This window comes from Bartonella rhinolophi (assembly GCF_036576165.1).
Taxonomy (GTDB): domain Bacteria; phylum Pseudomonadota; class Alphaproteobacteria; order Rhizobiales; family Rhizobiaceae; genus Bartonella.
In genome coordinates, this window is sequence record NZ_JBAFWY010000003.1 from 109,895 (window position 1) to 131,408 (window position 21,514).

The window sequence follows — 21,514 nt, forward strand, 5'->3', positions numbered from 1 at the left end:
GTTTTATCATAACCTAAAGCTTGCATAAGAATAGAAAAGAGGCTTGTATAAGGATAAAAGAAAAAGATCTCCTAAAAAATCCTCTGGAAAAAAATGAAAGAATTAGTAATTTTTTTTGTGCTTGGCACTCTTTTTTTAACCACGGCAGTGGCTGGAAGCGCAAATGTTGTTGTCACAAAAAACCTTAATTTGAGAGCAGGACCGAGCACGCAGTATGCAATTCGCGGTTTAATCCCTGCAGGGCAACTGGTATCTGTCCAAATTTGTAAAGGGAATTGGTGTCACATCAAATATAATGATCAAACAGGCTGGGTATCTTCTCGTTATCTTTCATTTAAAAATGGGAGTGATCTTTATCGCACATATACGGTGCTTTCAACCATAAGCTATAGCTATTATCCGTAACAATTGTTGCGGATATTACGACAAGTGCATTTTATAAATTATCATCGGTGCAAAAAACGATAAACACAAACAACTACAGCTATATCATCACATTCAATCATCACACTCAAAATGTCAAAAAAAACTCTCTCAGAAATTAATCAAATATCCAAAATTAACCAAGCATTTTATGAAATATTAAGAAAACCGAAAACAAACTACTAAGTAATGCTTTGTTGTTATCTTAACCAAGTTGTAAGATTCGGTATTATCTTCAAGCAAAACCTACAAATACTTTTATATCAAAGGATGTAATAATGAAAAATGGTGTCACAGCGACAGTGGAAGCTTTGTCTGCACTCATTGCCTCAGGCAATCCTCTTTTTAAAAATGGCGCATTATGGACACCCCATCGCCCTGTTCGTCCTGAAAAATCTGAAGGTGGCATTCCATTTCAACTCGAAACACCCTTTGAACCTGCAGGAGATCAACCTCAAGCAATTAAAACTTTGGTTGAGGGGATTGAAAAAAATGAGCGTACTCAGGTACTTTTGGGTGTTACTGGCTCAGGCAAAACCTACACAATGGCCAAAATCATTGAAAAAACACAACGCCCAGCGCTGATTTTAGCACCAAATAAGACTCTAGCAGCACAGCTTTACGGAGAATTCAAAAGCTTTTTCCCTTACAATACCGTCGAGTATTTTGTTTCTTATTACGACTATTATCAGCCAGAAGCCTATGTTGCACGTTCTGACACTTATATTGAAAAAGAATCCTCTATTAATGAACAAATTGATCGTATGCGCCATGCTGCAACACGTGCTGTACTTGAACGTGATGACGTCATTATCGTTGCATCTGTATCTTGTATCTACGGGATTGGCTCCGTGGAAACCTATACAGCTATGACCTTCAAAATACAAAAAGGTGATAAGCTTAATCAACGACAATTACTAGCTGATTTAGTTGCTCAACAATACCGTCGACAAGACATCAACTTTGTTCGTGGCTCCTTTCGTGTCCGAGGAGATATCATTGAAATTTTCCCTGCTCACCTTGAAGATCGTGCTTGGCGTCTTTCATTATTTGGTGATGAAGTAGAAACAATCACTGAATTTGATCCTCTAACGGGACAAAAAACAAGTGACCTTCAATCTATTAAAATTTATGCTAACTCACACTACGTCACACCGCGACCGACATTAAATCAAGCAATGAAGTCAATCAAAATGGAATTAGTGCAACGCCTTGATGAGTTAAATGCAGCTGGACGTCTTTTAGAAGCACAACGTTTAGAACAGCGTACAACTTTTGATTTGGAAATGTTAGAAACAACTGGATCATGTCAAGGAATCGAAAACTATTCGCGTTATTTAACAGGGCGAAAGCCTGGTGAACCACCACCAACCTTATTTGAATATATTCCAAACAATGCTCTCGTTTTTATTGATGAAAGTCATGTAACAATCCCCCAAATTGGTGGTATGTACCGAGGCGACTTTAGACGAAAAGCTACTTTAGCAGAATATGGATTTCGCCTGCCTTCCTGTATGGATAATCGTCCTTTGCGTTTTGAAGAATGGGACGCTATGCGTCCACAAACTATTGCTGTCTCTGCGACGCCTGGACGCTGGGAAATAGAACAATCTCACGGCATTTTTGCTGAACAAATTATCCGCCCAACAGGGCTTATTGATCCACCAACAGAAATTCGCCCAGCCAGCACTCAGGTCGATGATGTTGTAAATGAAATTCGTAAAACAATTCAAAAAGGCTACCGTACATTGGTAACTGTCCTGACCAAGCGTATGGCTGAAGATTTAACTGAATATCTTCATGAACAAAATATTCGCGTACGTTATATGCACTCTGACATTGATACATTAGAACGCATTGAAATTCTCCGTGATTTGCGACTTGGCATCTTTGATGTCTTAATTGGTATCAACCTACTTCGAGAAGGTTTAGATATTCCAGAATGCGGTTTTGTCGCCATTTTAGATGCTGATAAAGAAGGATTTTTGCGCTCCGAAACCTCGCTTGTACAAACGATTGGACGAGCAGCACGCAACGTAGATGGTCGAGTTATTCTTTATGCAGATATCATCACTGGCTCCATAGAACGAGCTTTGCAAGAAACACAAAGACGTCGACAAAAACAAATAGCTTACAATGAAGAGCACCATATCACACCGACCAGTATCAAAAAAAATATCGGCGATATTCTTAATTCAGAAAACGAAAATGACCATAATCACACAAATATTCCTGATTTTATTACGCAAAATAATATGGTTGGAAAAAATTTGACATCCCATATTCAACATCTTGAAAAATTAATGCATGAAGCAGCCGCTGACCTTAACTTTGAAGAAGCAGCACGAATTCGTGATCAAATTAAACAATTACAGAAAATAGAATTAACAATCGCTGACAATCCTGTAACGCCATAGCAAATAATTCATCTCATACATCGCATCTTTTCGCTAAAATAGCCAATAATATGTAAAAATATTATTCAATGTAAAATTTTACTTTTCTCATAAAAAATAAGGAACTATAATATGATGTTCTAAATTAACCTGAGTAAAATATATTTATTGAAAATAGATCTTCATTCCAATTTTATTTTGTAATTTAGCTCAACCAAATAGCTCTTTATTCGTTTTGTCAAAATAAAATCTAAAATCGTTCAGGCTGTATTCAGTTTAGTACGTATAAGATGCAGACAATATTTATAAAAGGAGTGTCGCTATGAAAAAATTTACTGAATTAACAGTACTATCTGCAGTATCAGCTGTAGCTATCTTTGTGCCATTAAATGCAACCTTTGCAGGCACAACATCAACTTTTGATGAGCGCTTTACAAGCAGCACAATAACCAGCCCTTCTTTCGGTAATGGTCACCAAATACAAACGCACACGCGTCGTGAACGTCACCATACGCGTCGTGAACAAAAAACACATCATTATACTCATATAGAACGCAACCATCATCATACTCACAAGCATTATGTAGAACGTAACGATTCGGGAGATACTTTAGCTGCTGGTATTCTCGGCCTTGCAGCAGGTGCAATTCTTGGTAATGTCCTCAAACAACCTGAGCAACCGCAAGTTATTTATCAAACGGCTCCACACAGCCAAGTAGTGTATCAAGAAGTTCCGCAAACTCAAATAATTTATGAGGTTCAACCAAGAACAGTATATCAAAATAATCAACAGTCAGGAGTAGCTGACTGGCTTCAATATTGCAAAGCAAAATATCGCTCATTTAACCCTAAAACGGGGACTTATCGAGGTCATGATGGCAAGGATCACTTTTGTTATGCTCCATTAACTTCTGCTCCGTCTCGCTAAAGAGAAGTCCTAAATGGTATGATAAAAATGCTCTAAAGTAATTTTTTCGTTTGTTTATCTGTTAATTGATTCCTTGAAGAAAGGGGTTCCACTGACGCTCATAACCTATTTGACTTCCTGGACCATGACCACAGATAAAACTAACATCATCACCTAAGGGGAGAATTTTATCCTCAAGAGACTTCATCAACTTTTCATGAGAGCAAAATGGAAAGTCTGTACGTCCAATGGAACCACGAAAAAGTACATCGCCCAATAAGGCGAAGCGTTCTTTTTCGTTGAAGTAGATGACATGGCCAGGGGAATGCCCTGGTGTATGAAGAACGTTGAATACATGTTCAGAAAAACGAACATTATCGCCATCTTCCAACCATTGGTCAGGGACACAGATACGTGTTTCTGCTATGCCGTAGATTTTTGCGCTTTCATTCACAGCATCCATTACAGGCTTATCATCACGATGTGAACCAATAATTTTAACATCCAACGCTTCTTTAGCTTGCATTGCAGCTCCTACATGATCAATATGACCATGCGTTATCCAAATAGCTTCAATGATAACACCTATCTTTTGGATCACCTCTTGAATCTGAGGCCAATCACCACCTGGATCAACTAAAACACCTGTTTTACATTCATCATCAAAAAGCAGAGTACAGTTTTGCTGGAAAGGTGTAACAGGGATAATATGTGCACTAAGATTTCCCATAATATCCTTTTCAAAATTAAATTTTCAATCTTATAAATAACGCTACCCAACTCCTTATAGAGTAAAATAGCCTGCTCGACAGCTTTATGCAACTTATGTAAACTTGAATTGTATGTAAACTGAATTTTATTAAGGTTTTGAAGAATGACCAATCAAGTTCAAGTTTTGCGTGATGACGCACCTCACCTTCTTGTGATTGATGATGACACTCGCATTCGCGGTCTTTTATTTCAATTTCTCGTTAAGAACGGGTTTCGTGTTTCAGTCTCTGCCAATGCTGATGAAGCAAGACGACAACTTGCCAGCTTACATTTTGACCTTCTTATAATAGACGTAATGATGCCTGGCGAAAACGGCATTAATCTTACCCACTCATTGCGTCAAACAAAAGACGTTCCCATCTTCATGCTCACAGCTTTATCAGAAACAGACAATCGCATCCATGGATTAGAAGCTGGTGCAGATGACTATCTTGCTAAACCGTTTGACCCTCGTGAACTTTTACTTCGCATCAACGCCATTTTACGACGTGGTTTCTCACCCAACCAATCCAAAATAGAACAGATTATCTTTGGACCCTATATGTTTTCGATTCCACGGCGCGAACTCAAAAGAGGGAAAGAAATTATTAAATTAACAGACAAAGAACGAGAAATGATGGTTATTTTTGCTGAAAATGCAGGCAATACAGTTCCGCGCCATAAATTTGCAACCGATGATAACAACATAGGTGAACGTGCCATTGATGTACAAATCAATCGTCTACGCCGTAAGATCGAAAAAAATCCAGCACTTCCCATATGGCTCCAAACTGTGCGAGGAATAGGGTATAAACTCCTCATTGAATAGGCGTAATAATGACCAAACCCTTAAGAAAATTTATTCTATGGCTCACAAAAAAGATGCCTAAACGGCTTTATGCCCGCTCTTTGATTATCATTATCGCTCCTATGGTTCTTTTACAAACAGTGATTGGTTACGTTTTTATGGAACGCCATTGGCAAATGGTTACCGAGCGTCTTTCAACCACTGTTGTCCATGATATTTCTGCCATTATTGATATCATTGAAACATATCCACAACAAGATAACTACGAAGATATCAAGCGTATTGCACAACAGCGCATGAAATTAAATATTTCTATCCTGCCACCTTCCCCTCTTCCGCATCCAGGACCTAAACCATTTTTTGCAATCCTTGATTATTTCTTAAGTGAAGAAATCACCCGTCAAATTAACCGTCCCTTCTGGATTGATACAGTGGGCGATTCTGATCTTATTGAAATCCGTATCCGCCTTGACGATAGTATCTTACGCGTTTTTGCCATGCGCAGCCAAGCTTACGCTTCCAATACTGGTATTTTTCTAAGCTGGATGGTAGGAACTGCTCTTGTTTTATTGCTAATAGCAATTTACTTTTTACGTAACCAAATCAAACCAATCCAACAATTAGCAGAAGCTGCAGAAAGTTTTGGGCGTGGTCGCCCTTTACCAAAAGGATTTCAACCACAAGGAGCTGATGAAATCCGTCGTGCTGGAATCGCGTTTTTACGTATGCGTGAACGTATTGAACGCCAAATCGAGCAACGCACCATGATGCTCTCAGGTGTGAGCCATGATTTAAGAACCATTCTCACACGTTTTAAACTGCAACTAGCGTTAGCAAATACTGATTTTGACACCAGTTTGCTAGAGCAAGATGTTAACGATATGCAAAATATGCTAGAAGATTATCTCGCTTTTGCACGTGGCGAAGGCAGTGAAAGTATTAAAACCTTTGACTTAAATGCTCTTATGCAAAAATTTTCTGCCGATGCTCATCTTCACAAGCGTCAATTTTTCTATACCATCGAAGGTCCCACACAAATACAAGCACGTCCCCATGCCTTCACCCGCTTGATCAGCAATCTTGTATCAAACGCATTTTATCACGCCAACACCGTTAAACTGACAGCTATATCCCAACAAGAATCTTTCATAATAACTATTGACGATGACGGACCTGGCATTCACAAAAATATGCGGACAGAAGTATTTAAACCATTCTTTAGGCTTGATAAAGCACGAAACCAAGATGCAAGCGGAACAGGTCTTGGTCTCTCTATTGCCCAAGATATAGCACGTAGCCATGGAGGCAACATCCAATTAGATGATAGTCCCTTAGGGGGACTACGCGCCATTATTGATATCCCCTTATAACAACAATTGTTAAATAAACTTTTTAAATAATTTAGGCATTCCCAACGGTTTCAAATAAAGTGTATTGCAGAGCCTTATAAGCGCTTTCACCAGCCCAAGCAACCATTTGAAATGCAGCATAATGACTTTCACAAACTTTAAGCGCATGTATCAACAATGTTTCAACCTGCACATGCGATGGGTGCAGCCCACCAGCCAACAAAAGCCCCTGTCGATAGATGACCGCATTATCGCTCTGCCAATAATCAAAATGCCCTAACAATAACTTTTCATTAATTGCTAGCAACAAGCGATGCATTTCTGCTGTTTGAGCATTTTTGATAAAAAGGTCAAATGCACAAGATAAATGAAGAGCTTCATGCGCTTCCATCCATGAAAAAGCAAGACGATAATTTGCCCGTGTTCCTTCCACACAAACACTAATTTCATCTTCTGCATTCCGCTCAAAAGACCAATCATATTTACAAGCAATCCGTTCGATAAAATCAACAGGATGCTCCTCTCTTTCTGTGACGCAAAATGCAAGCTCCATCATTAGCCCTCAATAATATGAACAACGTTATTAACAAAACATAAAGCGCCAAAACCGTAACAACATTTTGCTACAATCAAAGCCTTTACATCAAACAAATACACATTAAAAACATCAACAGTACACAATACCGAGAAACACATAATGCTTCCTGCGGCAACAAACTTGATAATAGTAAAACGAATCATCAAGTTTTTTCAGTGTATTGATACAATTTCATAGCGCCAGCCCCCCTGATTCAAAAAAAAAATTTTTTTATAAAAAGCAGATGAACAATTTTCTCTAACAGATTCAGGATTAAGCATTTTTTAGTTTTAGACATTATATTGAAAAATTGGGGATATTTTTTCCAAGGTTATAATTTTTTACGGAAATCATTTTATTTTTTTGACGTCTGCGTTTTTTCTAAATCATCAAGACGTTTCTTCAAATCAGCATTGTCTGCATGTACCTTTAGCACCATCTCCTTAAATGCTTCAAATTCTTCACGTGAAACGAGATCAAGTTTATTTGCTATCTTTTCAGCCTGTAAACGAACAGCTGTTCCAGCTTCGCGTCGTATACCTTGCGCAACATCGGCTGCATCTGTTGCTAATTTTGCTAATTCATCAAGAATACGGTTCGATCCATTACGCATGTGATTTTCCTTTAATTTTAGTTATTAACCCACGCACTATAGCGTATTTTCATAACATTTAGATATCGTATTTGTTCCCCCTACTCTATAGATTTTACGTTACTATAAGACCTCATCTGAGTCATTTTCACACCCTTTACCACCATAAATTTTTATCACTCAACGATAAAAACCTATAACTCTCCTGACTTGACCATCGTGCATTCATCTGTCATTTCTAACCATCATACAAACCTTACAAATGTAAAGCCCTTGCCCATGAATTCTTGCCCTGCCATTGCTTTTCCTACTTTTCTCGATCCTGTAATCGTCCATCTAGGTCCCATATCTCTCCATTGGTACGGACTTGGTTACGCTGTAGGCATTCTTTTTTCTTGGTGGTATGCGCAAAAATTATTAAAAAAACAATCCCTATGGTATGCTAACCAACCTCCTATGGATAGAGAACAAATAGGAGATTTTGTTACTTGGTCTGCCATCAGTATCATTATTGGTGGTCGCTTAGGACAAGTGCTTGTATGGGATCCTGCTTATTACTTTAGCCACCCCAGTGCCATCATTGCAGTATGGAACGGGGGGATGTCTTTTCATGGCGGTCTCATTGGTATCACCATTGCAATGATCTGGTTTGCACATAAAAACAATATCAATATACGAGCAATGTTTGATATAATTGCCGCAGGTGCTCCTATTGGTATCGGCATTGTGCGAATATGCAACTTCATTAATCAAGAATTATGGGGCAATATGACTTTTGTACCTTGGGCTGTTTGCTTTCCCCAAGATCCCCAATATTTACCGCGCCATCCAAGCCAACTTTATGAAGCACTTATGGAAGGGTTTCTTCTCTTTATCATCCTGTACATTCTTATTTTTGTCTTTAAAGCATTAAAACGTTCTGGTGCTGTAGCAGGAGCATTTATTACAAGCTATGCAATAGCACGTAGCATTGCAGAAATTTACCGTGTTCCTCAAGAAGACCCAGAATGGTTTTCAGCCCTTTTTCATTCCACTGGATTTACCTATGGCATGGCATTGTCTTTTCCTATGTTTCTTTTTGGTATTTATCTCCTTCTCCAAGCTTTTAGATGTGAATCTGGAAAATAATGACTACCCTCAAAGAGAAGATTAAAGAAATTATTACCCTCAATGGGCCCATCACTGTCAGTCAATATATGACGTTGGCACTCACAGATCCCCAATTTGGTTATTATCAAACACAAACACCTTTTGGACGCGCTGGCGATTTTATCACCGCACCCGAAGTGAGCCAATTGTTTGGAGAAATGATTGGCATTTGGATCCTTGCAAGCTGGAAAGCCCAAAATTGTCCTCATCCTTTCATTCTCGCTGAAACAGGCCCAGGACGCGGAACTCTCATGGATGATATTTTGCGTACCATTCAAAAATTATGCACGACAGCATTCAATGCTGCTGAAATTTTTCTTATTGAAATAAGCCAACGGCTTGCAAAAGAACAAAAAAAACGTCTTTCTTCTTATCAAAAACAAATTCACCGCATTGAAAATTTTGATCAACTCCCCTCAGGACATCTTTTTTTAATTGCCAATGAATTCCTCGATACCCTCCCCATCAATCAATATATTAAAATCAATGGAGAATGGAGAGAGCGCCGTATTACAGTGAATTCAAATGGGGACTTCATGTTTATTGCTAGCTTTCATAAACTTCCTTCTTCTTGCTTACAGTCCTACTGTTCTAAAATACCAGATGGAACAATTTTTGAGCATGCTCCCTTACGGCATCAATTTATGCAACAAATCAGTAACCGCTTAATGCAAATGAGTGGTTCTGCATTGCTTATTGATTATGGTTCTTCTAATCTTGCATTTGGTGATACGCTGCAAGCTGTTTCAAAACATAAATTTCGCGATATTTTTGATGCTCCTGGTGAGCATGATTTAACATCACATGTTGATTTTTCTTTTTTAAAAACAATAGCTCTTGAACAAGGCTGTTTTGCCGAAATTCTAGAACAAGGAGATTTTCTTTTTAAAATGGGTCTTCTGGAACGTGCAAAACAGCTTGGAGCCAACAAAAGTGCTGCACTGCAAGGTAAAATCTGCCAAGATATCGAACGATTAGCTGGATCAGATCAAATGGGAAAACTTTTTAAAGTCTTGCATGTGAGTGATAAAAATATACCACTCCCTCCTCAATTTTGACTGCCAACATAACACTTATATATTATACTTATAGTATTGTATTGACAAATATTGGCATCTCACACACCATTCCTACTTTAAAAATAATTATAGAAAGAACTTTGATGAAGCCTGTCCCTACGCCTATTCTTGCAAAAGATCTGTCTGCTTTACACACACATGGAATAAAACATGGCTTTTTTACGCGTCAAGGCGGTGTTTCAAAAAACCTTTATCACAGCCTTAACGTCGGAAAAAACTCAAATGATCACCCTGAACATATTGCACAAAACCGCACCTTAATTGCCAATTATTTTGGTGTTGAAGTACAAAATTTAATTACACTCCACCAAATACACTCTTGTGAAGTCGTTGTTGTTGACAAAGCTTTTATCGGTAAACCTCCTAAAGCTGATGCTCTTGTTACAACCACACAAGATCTAGTAATCGGCATTCTTACAGCAGATTGTGGACCAGTTTTACTGTCTGATCCGCAAGCAGGTGTTATCGCTGCTACGCATGCTGGCTGGCGAGGAAGCTTAAATGGCATTGTGGAAAAAACAATTTCTGTTATGGAAAAACAAGGCGCCAAACGGCATTCAATAACAGCGGTTCTTGGACCTTGTATTGGTTTTTGCCACTATGAAGTAACAAGCGAATTTTATGACCAATTTGTTGATTCTCATAGCAAATTCCAAAAATATTTTTTAAAAACAGATAAAGTAGGCCACTTTAACTTCAACCTATGGGCTTTTATTATGGATCAACTAAAAGAAGCAGGAGTTCATGCTTCTTGTCTGGAACTTTGCACTTATCAAGATGAACAGCGCTTTTTTTCCTATCGCCGCGCAATGCACCGTAACGAATCCGATTACGGACGACAAATTTCTGCTATTATGTTGAAAAATGAAAAATTTTTTTGCCTTACAAAAAATACCAAAACTGCAAAATAAAATTTTTCATCCCAATAAAAAATAAATCCATTTGTACTTTTGCTTTTTCATGTAATGGTCTCTTCACTGATAAAACACGATAACTTTGATGTTTAATTAGAATATTTAATGACAAAATACGTCTTTTAACATACTTTTCTCATTTACCTCAAACTAAGGTATAGAAAATATTAAAGCTGTCCTTTTATAAAACAATTGCAAAAAAGCTCAACCAATAGTGGCTTATTCCCCTACTGTTCCCAAATTTTTCTCACAAAATAACAAACAATTTCAGAAAAAAGAAAAGAAAGTATCCCTTTCTTTAACGATGATGAATAAAATTGTAACACTGTAGTAATTGTTTCCTTGCAATCTGACGACAAAAAGTTAAAAACCGTGTCACATTCTATTGTGATTATTTAGAGGTTCTACTATGAAACTTTTCTGTGGCAATTCCAACCCGCGTCTTGCTGAAGATGTTGCAAATTATTTAAACATTCCCTTAGGTAAAGCAACAGTGAAACGCTTTGCTGATCAGGAAATTTTTGTAGAGTTACATGAAAATGTCCGTGGGCAAGATGTGTTTATTTTGCAATCTTCATCCTATCCTGCAAATGATCATTTGATGGAATTACTCATCATGATTGACGCCCTTCGCCGTTCTTCGGCACGTCGGATCACAGCTGTTATCCCCTATTTTGGTTACGCCCGCCAAGACCGTAAACCTGGACCACGTACCCCTATTTCTGCAAAACTTGTTGCTAACTTAATTACTGAAGCAGGAGCCCATAGGGTTTTGACATTGGATCTTCATGCAGGACAAATTCAAGGTTTTTTTGATATTCCAACAGATAATCTCTATGCTGTTCCAGTCATTTCTCGCGATGTTAAGATGCATTACTCTCTTGAAAATGTTATTGTTGTTTCACCTGATGTTGGTGGCGTAGTACGCGCACGCTCCTTAGCAAAACGCTTAAACAGTTTACTGGCTATTGTTGATAAACGTCGCGAACGCCCTGGAGAATCAGAAGTTATGAATATCATTGGAGATGTATCTGGAAAAGACTGTCTTTTGTTTGATGATATTGTTGATTCAGGTGGAACCCTCTGCAATGCAGCAAGCGCTCTACTTAAACACGGTGCAAATAGCGTTACAGCCTACATCACACACGGTGTCCTTTCTGGAAATGCTATCGAACGCATTACCAACTCAGAAATGAAAGAATTGGTTATCACTGACTCAATTATGTCAACAAAAGCAATTGAAAACGCGCATAATATCCGTGTTTTGCCAATTGCCGATTTAATTGGGGAAGCAATTGCAAGAACAGCAGCAGAACAATCTGTCTCAAGCTTATTCGGTTAAACTGGCACCTTTGGATCTCCTGGTGCTGTTTCTACACCAAGCTCAGGGAAAGCTATAATGCGTTGACCGCTAAAATGGGTATGAATAACAACAAGTCCGCGCTCTTCAAAATAGGTTAAAAGTCGACGTGCTCGGCTTAAAGAATGGGTTCCGTAAAGACGTGCCAAAAGTGCATCTGACGGACATGGCTTTCCAGTTAGCGCTGCCTGTGCCACATTCAAAAAAACGCCTTGAACATCATCTTCTAAACTTTTCGATATATGTAAAATGCGTTTCCAGCTTTCACTTGCAGCAGTCTCTTCGTCAACAGCAGCCTGAGCGATAGCCAATTTACGCCGAAACTGCGAAAGATTAAAAGGAACTCCCGATATACCATGAATACGGCAACGAACCAAAAAATCCTGATAAAGCACCGCTGTTGAACGATAAGCAGCCTCAGGATCATTGATAATTTCACGAATAATATGTTCTGCCTGTATATCATGATTCACAACAGAAAATTCAGAAAATAAACTTGGCTTCTCTTCTAATAATTCTTGTTTTTTTTGCACAGCTTCTTCTAATATTTCATGAACTGATTTTTCCTTCACAGGTTCTCGAGAATGTTTAAATGGAACTAAAACTTCCTCTGGTGAAGCAGTAAAAACCAGTTCTTTGACATCTGTTCTCTTCGTTGGAAGCGGCATAAGTTTTGGACTAGAAGAACGCGCCAATGTTTCAACAGGGCCAATGACGATAGGTAAGGAACGCCGTGATAAAGCGGGACCTAAAGCTATAAAATGACCCCGCTCAAGATCTCTAAACATTTCTGCTTGACGGCGCTCTATCCCCAAAAGATCAGCAGCACGAACCATATCAATATCTAAGAAAGTTCTCCCGATTAAAAAGTTTGAAGCTTCCGCAGCTACGTTTTTCGCAAGCTTAGCCAAACGCTGTGTAGCAATAACACCAGCAAGACCGCGTTTTCGCCCTCGACACATAAGATTGGTCATCGCACTGAGCGAAATTTTACGTGCTTCATCAGAAACCTCTCCCGCAGCAGCTGGGGCAAATAATTGTGCTTCATCAACCACCACGAGCATAGGATACCAATAATCACGCTCCACATCAAACAATGCACCAAGAAAAGCACCAACGGCACGCATCTGTTGTTCATTATCCAAACCTTCAAGATTAAACACCACAGAAACCCGATGTTGGCGAACTCGGTAGGCAATACGTGTCAATTCTTGTTCACTACATTGTGCCTCAACAACAACATGACCAAATTTATCTGCCAAAGTTATAAAATCACCCTCTGGATCAATTACACAATGCTGTACCCATGAAGCGCTTTGTTCAAGCAAGCGTCGAAGAAGATGTGATTTTCCTGAACCAGAATTCCCTTGCACAAGCAGACGTGTTGCCAATAATTCTTCAAGATCAACGAGCGCTGGCATCGCTTTACGCAAAGCACTAGATTCTGACATCTCCCCCAAGACGATCTCAACTTTCATAATGCCTCCAGCCTCCAATTTTGAATATATCAGCAAATATTTGCTGCTTTCCCATCTGTATTATACTTGTAACATTTCCTCTTTCTTAACGGTAAAGATCATAGACTTTTCCCACAACTCTTGCATCTTCAAAAGGTTTGAATTATAGAACAAGCTTCTGCGTAGACACCCTTGGAGGCAACGCAGAATGGAGCAATCGCTATTTTACAGCGCATATCTTCATATTCATTGCAAAAACTGTTGTTGGTTTTTGGTGAATCTCCAATTATGTAAATAAGGACTTAAATCATGAGCAAAAGCTACACTCTTAAGGCCGAAATACGCGAGCGGGTTGGTAAGGGGTCCTCCCGTGAACTGCGCCGCAACGGTCTCATCCCAGCTGTCATTTATGGTGACAAACAGCCCCCTTTAGCAATCGCAGTTTCTTATAAAGAAATTTTCCACAAAATTCACGCTGGTGGTTTTCGTACCACCACTGCAACTATTACAGTTGGCAAACAAAAAATTCTAGTTTTAGCAAAAGATTACCAACTTGATCCAGTTCGTGACTTTCCCATTCATATAGATTTTTTACGTATTTCCGCAAAATCCGTTGTAGATGTGAGTATTCCTGTACACTTCCTCAATGAAGATACAGCTCCTGGGCTTAAACGGGGAGGCGTCTTAAATATTGTTCGCCATGAAATTGAATGTACTGCTCCAGCAAATGCCATCCCTCAAGCGATTGAAATTGATCTTGCCAACTACTCTCTGGGGGATTCTATCCATATTTCAGCAGTACAACTGCCTGAAGGTGTTACTCCTGTTATCCAAGATAGAGACTTTACCATTGCAACCATTGCAGCCCCTGCTGGCATGGATGTCAGTGATGACAGTACAGAACAAGAAAATGATGAAAATAACGCAAAAGCTTAATAAACTTCAAAAGGTGGGAGAAAACTCCCGCCTTTATTTAAATATTTTTTAACTCTTCACACTTTACTGAAGGTGCATATGTGGCTCATTGCTGGTCTTGGCAACCTTGGTTCATATTACCAAAATAACCGCCATAATATTGGTTTCATGGCTGTTGATGCCATTTACCAATCTTTTTCTTTTTCTCCATGGTCAAAAAAATTTCAAGCAGAAATCTCTAATGGGCTTATAAATGGTGAAAAAACTTTTCTTATAAAACCTCAAACTTTCATGAACCTCTCTGGTCAAGCCATTGGTGAAGTTTTACGATTTTATAAATTAGAATTGAAGAATTTAATTGTCATCTACGATGAATTAGACTTACCACCTGGAAAAGTACGTGTAAAAATTGGTGGGGGAAGTAACGGACATAACGGCATAAAATCTATTGACGCCCATTGTGGTGCTGATTACTGTCGCGTCCGCTTAGGAATCGGGCACCCAGGTTCTAAAGAACTTGTTCATCAACATGTTTTAGGAAATTTTACAAAATCCGATCAGGAATGGCTTCTCCCCTTATTAAACACACTTGCAAAAAATATTCCTCTTCTCGTCAAAGGTGACAATAGTCTCTTTATGAACGAGATTTCACGAGTAATGAAAAACAAAGACTTACAATAAAAAGTCATTTTTCTCGTACATAAGATGAATTAGCCTTGCTTGTTAAAAATTTCGTATACGTACTCTCTCTTTTAAGAAAAGACTCCTTTTAAGAAGGGAGTCTTTAAAGAGAAAGAACTTATCAAACGCAACGAGCTAAATCTGCACTCTTTAAAACTAAAACAATTCACTTGAATAGATAGTGGACATGAGTGGATCATTAATATTCTGTTGATTCAAAATACTGGATGGTTCCTCATTTTTCTGCAATACAATCACACGTGCACCAACAGGAACACGATCATAAAGGTCAATAGCATCTTGATTAAGTAAACGAATACACCCGCTTGAAATAGCTTGACCAATCGACCACGACTCGTGTGAACCGTGAATGCGGAAGAGTGTATCTTTCCCATTTTTGTAAAGATAAAGTGCTCGCGCACCTAATGGATTATCAGGTCCTGGTGGCATTCCCTTCCCCAAATGACCATAACGCTCTGGTTCTCGAGCCATCATTGCCGCAGTAGGAGCCCAACTCGGCCACTTGCGCTTGCGCTGTATAACTCCTTCACCTTCAAACTCTAATCCCTCCTTACCAACACCAATACCATAACGCAAAGCCTTTCCATTTTCACCTATAAGGTAAAGGAAACGTTCTTGAGTATCTATAACCAATGTACCAGGTGGGTAAGATGTATAGTAAACTACTTCTTGGCGCAAAAATTTTGGATCAATTGTTGAAAGGTCAATAGCGGGTAATGAATAAGACTCATTTATTACAGGACCATATAAAGCCCGTATTTCTTCTGGAACGTGCAAAACTTGTTGAGATATATTTGATTGACGAGTAGCACATGCAACCAAAGCCAAAGGTGCTGCAATTACAGTTGCAATTAAAAAGGCTCGACGAGACAACACTCTCATATTTTCTCCGATTGATTCATACGCAGACTTGCATATTATAAAAAACTTAGCACACTGTTAATATTAAGTGAGAATTTCTTACGATTAAAACTTTTACGACTAAAATAGGAGATATTTACAACACAACATTCAAAATTATACTTTCTTCCAAAATAGCTTTTTTATCCTTTCTTAAAAGCCAGAGACTATAACTTTTCTCAAAATATGCTATAAAAATATTCGGAAATATTTATTCTGACTATAAAATCAACAGAAAAGAAGACAGTTCATGGGCTTTAAATGCGGTATTGTAGGGTTACCTAATGTCGGCAAATCAACTCTTTTTAATGCATTAACAAAAACAGCTACAGCACAAGCTGCCAATTATCCTTTTTGTACAATCGAACCCAATACTGGCGAAGTTGCCGTTCCAGATTTTCGAATGGAAAAAGTTGCATCTATCGCTGGTTCAAAAGAAATCATTCCTACACGCATCAGTTTTGTTGATATTGCTGGGCTCGTACGTGGCGCTTCAAAAGGTGAAGGGCTAGGTAATAAATTTTTAGCCAATATTCGTGAAGTTGATGCCATTATTCATGTTTTACGCTGTTTTGAAGATGAGGATATTACCCACGTAGAAGGACATATTGATCCTGTTTCTGATGCTACAACTGTTGAAACAGAACTCATGCTTGCCGATCTTGAAAGTCTTGAGCGACGAATCGTACAAATCCGTAAACGTGCAACTGGAAAAGATAAAGAAGCTTTGACAGTTCTTCCTATGATGGAAGCAGCATTAAATTTGTTACAAAAAGGAAGTCCTGTCCGATTATTACTCAAAGACATCTCTTCCGATGAACGCTATATTCTTAACAGTTTGAATCTTTTAACTTCAAAACCAGTACTTTATGTTTGTAATGTAAGTGAAAATGACGCCGCTCATGGGAACAGCTTTACCCAAACAGTTGAAAAAATGGCAACAGAACAAAATGCCCAAAGCATTATCATTTCTGCTGCTATCGAAGCTGAAATCACTCAACTTAATGAAGAAGAAGCTACAGAATATCTTAATGCTCTCAACCTCTGTGAACCGAGTCTGAATCGGCTCATTCGTGCTGGCTACCACTTGCTTGACTTAATCACTTACTTCACATGTGGTCCTAAAGAAACACGAGCATGGACAATTGTACGCGGGACAAAAGCACCTCAAGCAGCTGGCGTCATCCACTCCGATTTTGAACGTGGCTTCATTCGTGCTCAAACCGTCAGCTACGAGGACTATATTGCTCTAGGAGGAGAAAATGGAGCAAAAGAAGCAGGCAAAGCTCGCGATGAAGGCAAAGAATATATTGTGCAAGATGGTGATATCATGTTGTTTAAGCACAATACTTAACACGATTCGTTTACACAACCTCCTACATCTTTCAGATAAACGAACGCTGCTTCTTGCGTAATTGTTTTAAAAACATTTACAAGATACTTTTTATTTAAAAAAAAACAGCGCCACCCTCTCTCTAGTAGCTGCTGTTTTTTCATAGAAAAAGAAACGTGCTCAATGTTTTTCATATTTAAATGCTGGAGCTTCTTTCAAAGAATCTTTTGTCGCATTTGTAATAAGCTTCCATTTTCCATAGTCATTTGTCATTTGGATTGTTTCTGGAGAAATGACTACATAGCTTTCTCCTATCCCAAGAAAACCACCAACAGCAATAACAATCCCCGCAATACTGTTTTCACGTAAAATAATATCTTTTACTTCGCCAATATGCTTATCCTCTATATTATATACATTCGCACCAATAAGACTTGAAGCAACGAAATCAGTCGCTGTAGGTGTAACATAACGCGCAGACATATCTGAACCTACCTGTACAGTCCCCGTTGAAAAAACGACTTCAGGTTCAGGAGATACTGCGAAAGATTGGGCATAAGCACTAGAAGCCAAAAAAACCGACATAAGAGTAGTAAATGCAATTTTCTTCATTTTAAATCTCCGTTTTTACTTTACAAACTCTCAATGCCTCATAATTAAATTTGTTCCCTCTACTTTCTCATAACCAATAACTTCAATCTTTTTTAAATTTCAATTTTTTTCCCTTCAACTGCATCAGATCTGACTTTTTTAAAACAAAAAACAACCCTTCACCGAAGTGATAAAAATAAGAAAAAACTAATTTTCTGATAAAACTCCCCGTATGAACCAATGCCTTACATCAGCAAAAACACCACACGCAACGACACCCTGTCCTTATACGAACACTGCCCTAAGGTAACACTAGAATAAAAAGCATCGCTTGCGATAAACTAAAGCTCACCCCTCAAACCATAAAAAATCTTCATGGCTTCTGCTACTTTCTGATCCCTTGCGTAAAAAATCTGTAATACACTCTGGTTCAACGATATTATAACCAGCTAAGAAATTAAGATAAAAATAAAAAACGGCAAACATACGGCACACACACCATCAATAATAAATTTTTCTCTGTGTTCGTTAATAAAGGTAAAAAAAGCCATAAAACAACAATATCTTTAACTTTAATAAGCATACATAACGAAAAAAACACTTTCTTCATCTGCTTGTATTTCAAAAGCGTTTAATTTGCCTGTCTAATTTAATGAATCTCAAAAATATGAAACCTCACAAAAAAAATCTTTCAAAAAATAGCTCTCAATGAAAATATTCTCTCAATAAGGTGCATTTTCATAATTGTCCAAATCCCTATGAAATATTCGCAGTCGTCTTTATTATCTTTCACAAATGTAATTTATGAAAATTTGTACCAAAAAATATTGGCCTCTATAATAATGGAAGCTTTGCTTCCCTTAAACTTTAAGTGGCTTGCCATTATCAAACTTAGCGAATTTTTCAGAAAAATTTCCAGCCCAATTTCACCCTGAATTTATTCAATCAACAGTTTGAGCGATTACTTCCTACCACGAGATTATAATACTGTAACTACACATTAAAACCAAAGCGTAAAACCTTGTATGACACTGCGCTCCCTATAAAATAGATAATGCTATCTAGATCATAAAATATTTTTTCTATAATAATTTTTGAATATTCTATTTGCTCTCAGCACTCAGTCACACAACACAGTCTTGCAAATCACATTAATCTATTCCTCAAGAATAAGCACAATATTTTTAAAGACATGCTTTTGCATATCTCATAATAAGTTTAATGCATATAACTTTCCCCCGAAAGCCTAAATGTCTGTAACACCTAAATGTAAAAACCATATGCTTTTCAATTATATTTCTGGAATAAACCACAGAGCTTCTTTATAAATCACAGAAAAAACATAAGGTATGGTGTATGACACTTCACATTGCTCTTTTTCAACCTGATATTGCTGGTAATACAGGAACGATTTTGCGTCTTAGTGCCTGTTTTGGTTTGCATGTACATATTATTGAACCTGCTGGCTTTAATCTATCAAATCGCAACCTTAAGAGAGCAGGCTTAGATTATCTTGAATATGCCTCTTTAGAACGACACATCGATTGGCAACATTTTATGAACACCATTAAACGCTTTAATCGTCGCCTTTTACTTTTAAGCACAAAAGCAGAAACATGCTATACAGAGATATGTTACCAGAAAAATGATGTTTTACTTTTTGGTCGTGAATCAGCAGGAGTTCCCGATTATGTCTATGAAACCGTTGACTACGTATTAAAAATTCCTATGCAACCACATGCGCGCTCTCTCAATCTTGCAATGAGTGTGGCTATAACGACAGGAGAAGCACTTCGCCAAATTGGTTATAATAAAGAAAGTAAAATTCTATGAAAAATGACAATAAATAGAATAAAAACAGTAAATTATTCAAAAATATTAATACTATAAATTAATTCTTTCTAATAATTCATTACGGTTTATTAAAAATCCGCTTTCGATCCATATCATTTCCAGCTCTTTGAGCTTTTGTCCTAAAAGCACTCCTTTAGGTAAACCTTTTTTCATCAAATCCTTGCCACTTATAGGAAAAGTCGGAATTTGCCATTTTTGAGCAAGCTGATAAAATTTGATATATTTTTCTGCTTTTTGTGAAATCTCACTTCCTCTCTGAGCATCAGCATGCGCTGCAGCCACGGATAAGGATAATTGATCTAAAACTGGCTGTCGATCATGAAAATAAATTAGCTTTTGCACAAAATTATCTGAACAATTCTGGCTTATCAATTCTAGCTCTGCCCACTTCTTTAACCGCATTGTTTCTTTATTAGATAAACGCAAGCGATGCGCCATTTCATGAAGACGTATAGAATCAGGAGGGAGAAGGCTTTCTAGCCGCAATAGCGGGTCTATTTTCCAGCCAAACGCTTGTTCTGCTTTCACAAGTGAATGAATCGCATCAATGCCCCATTTTTCTGTTTCAGGAAAAATGAGTGTCAAAATTCCGCTTTGGCGCATCCATAAAAGAGCACGTGTTGGATCTGAAGCAGACAGAAGTTTTTTCATTTCCCCCCAAATACGCTCAGATGAAAGTTTTTGCAGACCATCTTTTAAACGAACACATGCCTTCAATCCCTCTACATCAGGTCGTCCTGCTCCATACCAAGCAAAAAAACGAAAAAATCGCAAAATACGTAAATAATCCTCGCAAATACGATTTTCTGCAATTCCGATAAAACGTACTGTTCGGTTTGCAATATCATTCAAACCTTTTACTGCATCATAAAGCTGCCCAGCAGCATCACAATAAAGCGCATTGATAGTAAAATCCCGCCGCTCAGCATCTTTTTTCCAATCACGACCAAATGCTACTTTTGCATGACGACCATCCGTTTCAATATCAGAGCGGAGAGTTGTAACCTCATAAGAACATGACTCGGCAACCACTGTCACTGTACCAAATGCAACGCCTGTAGGAATAGCTTTAAATCCCGCTTCTTCTGCACGTACTATAACCTTTTGCGGCAAACAGGTTGTAGCAATATCAATATCACTAATAGGCTGCCCCAACAGCTGATTGCGCACTGCTCCTCCTACAATACGTGCCTCTTCACCATCCAAAGACAAAACACGCAGAAGTGTTTGGACATGCTCATGCTGTAACCAATCAACATGTTTAAAATTTTGTATTATGTTCACCCCTTAACCTTTCAAACAATTGCCATCATTCTTTTAGACAGATACCTTGTACAGGGTCACACTCTAATCCTCCACCCCTGAGAAAATAATTCCATTTGCCCAAAAGTGATTCCTCCATCTGTGCACGAATATTAAAAAAAACAGCCCACGATACTTCTTTTCTCTTCATTTTCT

21 protein-coding genes are annotated in these 21,514 nt (G+C 38.2%); 13 read left to right on the plus strand and 8 right to left on the minus strand.

Features of this window, described 5'->3' with window-relative positions; genetic code table 11:
- Window positions 1–93: 93 nt before the first annotated feature.
- From V5N67_RS03470 to V5N67_RS03480, 3 genes are all read left to right on the plus strand, one after another.
- A complete protein-coding gene (locus V5N67_RS03470) occupies window positions 94–405 on the plus strand; it encodes an SH3 domain-containing protein (protein ID WP_332060509.1) in 312 nt (103 codons plus the stop codon).
- 296 nt (window positions 406–701) lie between these two features.
- On the plus strand, window positions 702–2,840 hold the full coding sequence (gene uvrB / locus V5N67_RS03475) for an excinuclease ABC subunit UvrB (RefSeq protein WP_332060510.1): 2,139 nt from the start codon (window positions 702–704) through the stop codon (window positions 2,838–2,840).
- A gap of 301 nt (window positions 2,841–3,141) precedes the next feature.
- Window positions 3,142–3,747 (plus strand): BA14K family protein, encoded by a 606-nt coding sequence (locus tag V5N67_RS03480; protein WP_332060511.1) that lies wholly within the window; start codon window positions 3,142–3,144, stop codon window positions 3,745–3,747.
- Window positions 3,748–3,808: 61 nt separating this feature from the next.
- On the opposite strand, the gene V5N67_RS03485 is transcribed toward V5N67_RS03480, so the two are convergent.
- A complete protein-coding gene (locus tag V5N67_RS03485) occupies window positions 3,809–4,456 on the minus strand; it encodes an MBL fold metallo-hydrolase (protein WP_332060512.1) in 648 nt (215 codons plus the stop codon).
- Window positions 4,457–4,600: 144 nt separating this feature from the next.
- Between V5N67_RS03485 and V5N67_RS03490 the strand changes: the two genes are divergently transcribed.
- Entirely contained in the window at window positions 4,601–5,305 is a 705-nt protein-coding gene (locus V5N67_RS03490; protein ID WP_332060513.1) for a response regulator, read from the plus strand.
- A gap of 8 nt (window positions 5,306–5,313) precedes the next feature.
- Window positions 5,314–6,654, plus strand: a complete 1,341-nt coding sequence (locus V5N67_RS03495; protein WP_332060514.1) for an ATP-binding protein — start codon at window positions 5,314–5,316, stop codon at window positions 6,652–6,654.
- A gap of 31 nt (window positions 6,655–6,685) precedes the next feature.
- Here the strand turns inward: V5N67_RS03495 and V5N67_RS03500 are convergent, their stop codons facing one another.
- On the minus strand, window positions 6,686–7,186 hold the full coding sequence (locus V5N67_RS03500) for a type III secretion system chaperone family protein (RefSeq protein WP_332060553.1): 501 nt from the start codon (window positions 7,184–7,186) through the stop codon (window positions 6,686–6,688).
- Between the two features lie 379 nt (window positions 7,187–7,565).
- The gene (locus V5N67_RS03505) at window positions 7,566–7,823 is read right to left on the minus strand and encodes an accessory factor UbiK family protein (protein ID WP_332060515.1); all 258 of its coding nucleotides are present in this window, start codon (window positions 7,821–7,823) and stop codon (window positions 7,566–7,568) included.
- A gap of 258 nt (window positions 7,824–8,081) precedes the next feature.
- Here V5N67_RS03505 and lgt point away from each other — a divergent pair, with 258 nt between their 5' ends.
- From lgt to V5N67_RS03525, 4 genes are all read left to right on the plus strand, one after another.
- Window positions 8,082–8,930, plus strand: a complete 849-nt coding sequence (gene lgt / locus V5N67_RS03510) for a prolipoprotein diacylglyceryl transferase (protein ID WP_332060516.1) — start codon at window positions 8,082–8,084, stop codon at window positions 8,928–8,930.
- Complete coding sequence (locus V5N67_RS03515; RefSeq protein WP_332060517.1) at window positions 8,930–10,009, plus strand: class I SAM-dependent methyltransferase; 1,080 nt, start codon at window positions 8,930–8,932, stop codon at window positions 10,007–10,009. The genes lgt and V5N67_RS03515 overlap by 1 nt, the downstream gene beginning before the upstream one ends.
- A gap of 104 nt (window positions 10,010–10,113) precedes the next feature.
- A complete protein-coding gene (pgeF, locus tag V5N67_RS03520; RefSeq protein WP_332060518.1) occupies window positions 10,114–10,941 on the plus strand; it encodes a peptidoglycan editing factor PgeF in 828 nt (275 codons plus the stop codon).
- Window positions 10,942–11,353: 412 nt separating this feature from the next.
- The gene (locus tag V5N67_RS03525) at window positions 11,354–12,286 is read left to right on the plus strand and encodes a ribose-phosphate pyrophosphokinase (RefSeq protein ID WP_332060519.1); all 933 of its coding nucleotides are present in this window, start codon (window positions 11,354–11,356) and stop codon (window positions 12,284–12,286) included.
- Here V5N67_RS03525 and V5N67_RS03530 read toward each other — a convergent pair.
- Window positions 12,283–13,782, minus strand: coding sequence for a helicase HerA domain-containing protein (locus V5N67_RS03530; RefSeq protein WP_332060520.1), 1,500 nt, complete (start codon window positions 13,780–13,782; stop codon window positions 12,283–12,285). The two genes, V5N67_RS03525 and V5N67_RS03530, sit on opposite strands and share 4 nt — an antisense overlap.
- 288 nt (window positions 13,783–14,070) lie before the next feature.
- Here V5N67_RS03530 and V5N67_RS03535 point away from each other — a divergent pair, with 288 nt between their 5' ends.
- Window positions 14,071–14,697: a 50S ribosomal protein L25/general stress protein Ctc gene (locus tag V5N67_RS03535; RefSeq protein WP_332060521.1), complete on the plus strand. Its 627-nt coding sequence runs from the start codon at window positions 14,071–14,073 to the stop codon at window positions 14,695–14,697.
- Window positions 14,698–14,775: 78 nt separating this feature from the next.
- Window positions 14,776–15,357, plus strand: a complete 582-nt coding sequence (pth, locus tag V5N67_RS03540) for an aminoacyl-tRNA hydrolase (protein ID WP_332060522.1) — start codon at window positions 14,776–14,778, stop codon at window positions 15,355–15,357.
- Window positions 15,358–15,513: 156 nt separating this feature from the next.
- Here pth and V5N67_RS03545 read toward each other — a convergent pair whose 3' ends face one another.
- Window positions 15,514–16,254 (minus strand): L,D-transpeptidase, encoded by a 741-nt coding sequence (locus V5N67_RS03545; protein WP_332060554.1) that lies wholly within the window; start codon window positions 16,252–16,254, stop codon window positions 15,514–15,516.
- A gap of 274 nt (window positions 16,255–16,528) precedes the next feature.
- Here V5N67_RS03545 and ychF point away from each other — a divergent pair, with 274 nt between their 5' ends.
- Window positions 16,529–17,632, plus strand: coding sequence for a redox-regulated ATPase YchF (gene ychF, locus V5N67_RS03550; RefSeq protein ID WP_332060523.1), 1,104 nt, complete (start codon window positions 16,529–16,531; stop codon window positions 17,630–17,632).
- 159 nt (window positions 17,633–17,791) lie between these two features.
- Here ychF and V5N67_RS03555 read toward each other — a convergent pair whose 3' ends face one another.
- Complete coding sequence (locus V5N67_RS03555) at window positions 17,792–18,223, minus strand: PRC-barrel domain-containing protein (RefSeq protein WP_332060524.1); 432 nt, start codon at window positions 18,221–18,223, stop codon at window positions 17,792–17,794.
- A 1,335-nt stretch (window positions 18,224–19,558) separates the two neighbouring features.
- Here V5N67_RS03555 and V5N67_RS03560 point away from each other — a divergent pair.
- On the plus strand, window positions 19,559–20,035 hold the full coding sequence (locus V5N67_RS03560) for a tRNA (cytidine(34)-2'-O)-methyltransferase (protein WP_332060525.1): 477 nt from the start codon (window positions 19,559–19,561) through the stop codon (window positions 20,033–20,035).
- Window positions 20,036–20,086: 51 nt separating this feature from the next.
- On the opposite strand, the gene V5N67_RS03565 is transcribed toward V5N67_RS03560, so the two are convergent.
- Both V5N67_RS03565 and V5N67_RS03570 read right to left on the minus strand, forming a co-directional pair.
- Window positions 20,087–21,340: a CCA tRNA nucleotidyltransferase gene (locus V5N67_RS03565; RefSeq protein ID WP_332060526.1), complete on the minus strand. Its 1,254-nt coding sequence runs from the start codon at window positions 21,338–21,340 to the stop codon at window positions 20,087–20,089.
- Between the two features lie 25 nt (window positions 21,341–21,365).
- Complete coding sequence (locus V5N67_RS03570) at window positions 21,366–21,509, minus strand: hypothetical protein (RefSeq protein WP_332060527.1); 144 nt, start codon at window positions 21,507–21,509, stop codon at window positions 21,366–21,368.
- Between the last annotated feature and the right edge of the window lie 5 nt (window positions 21,510–21,514).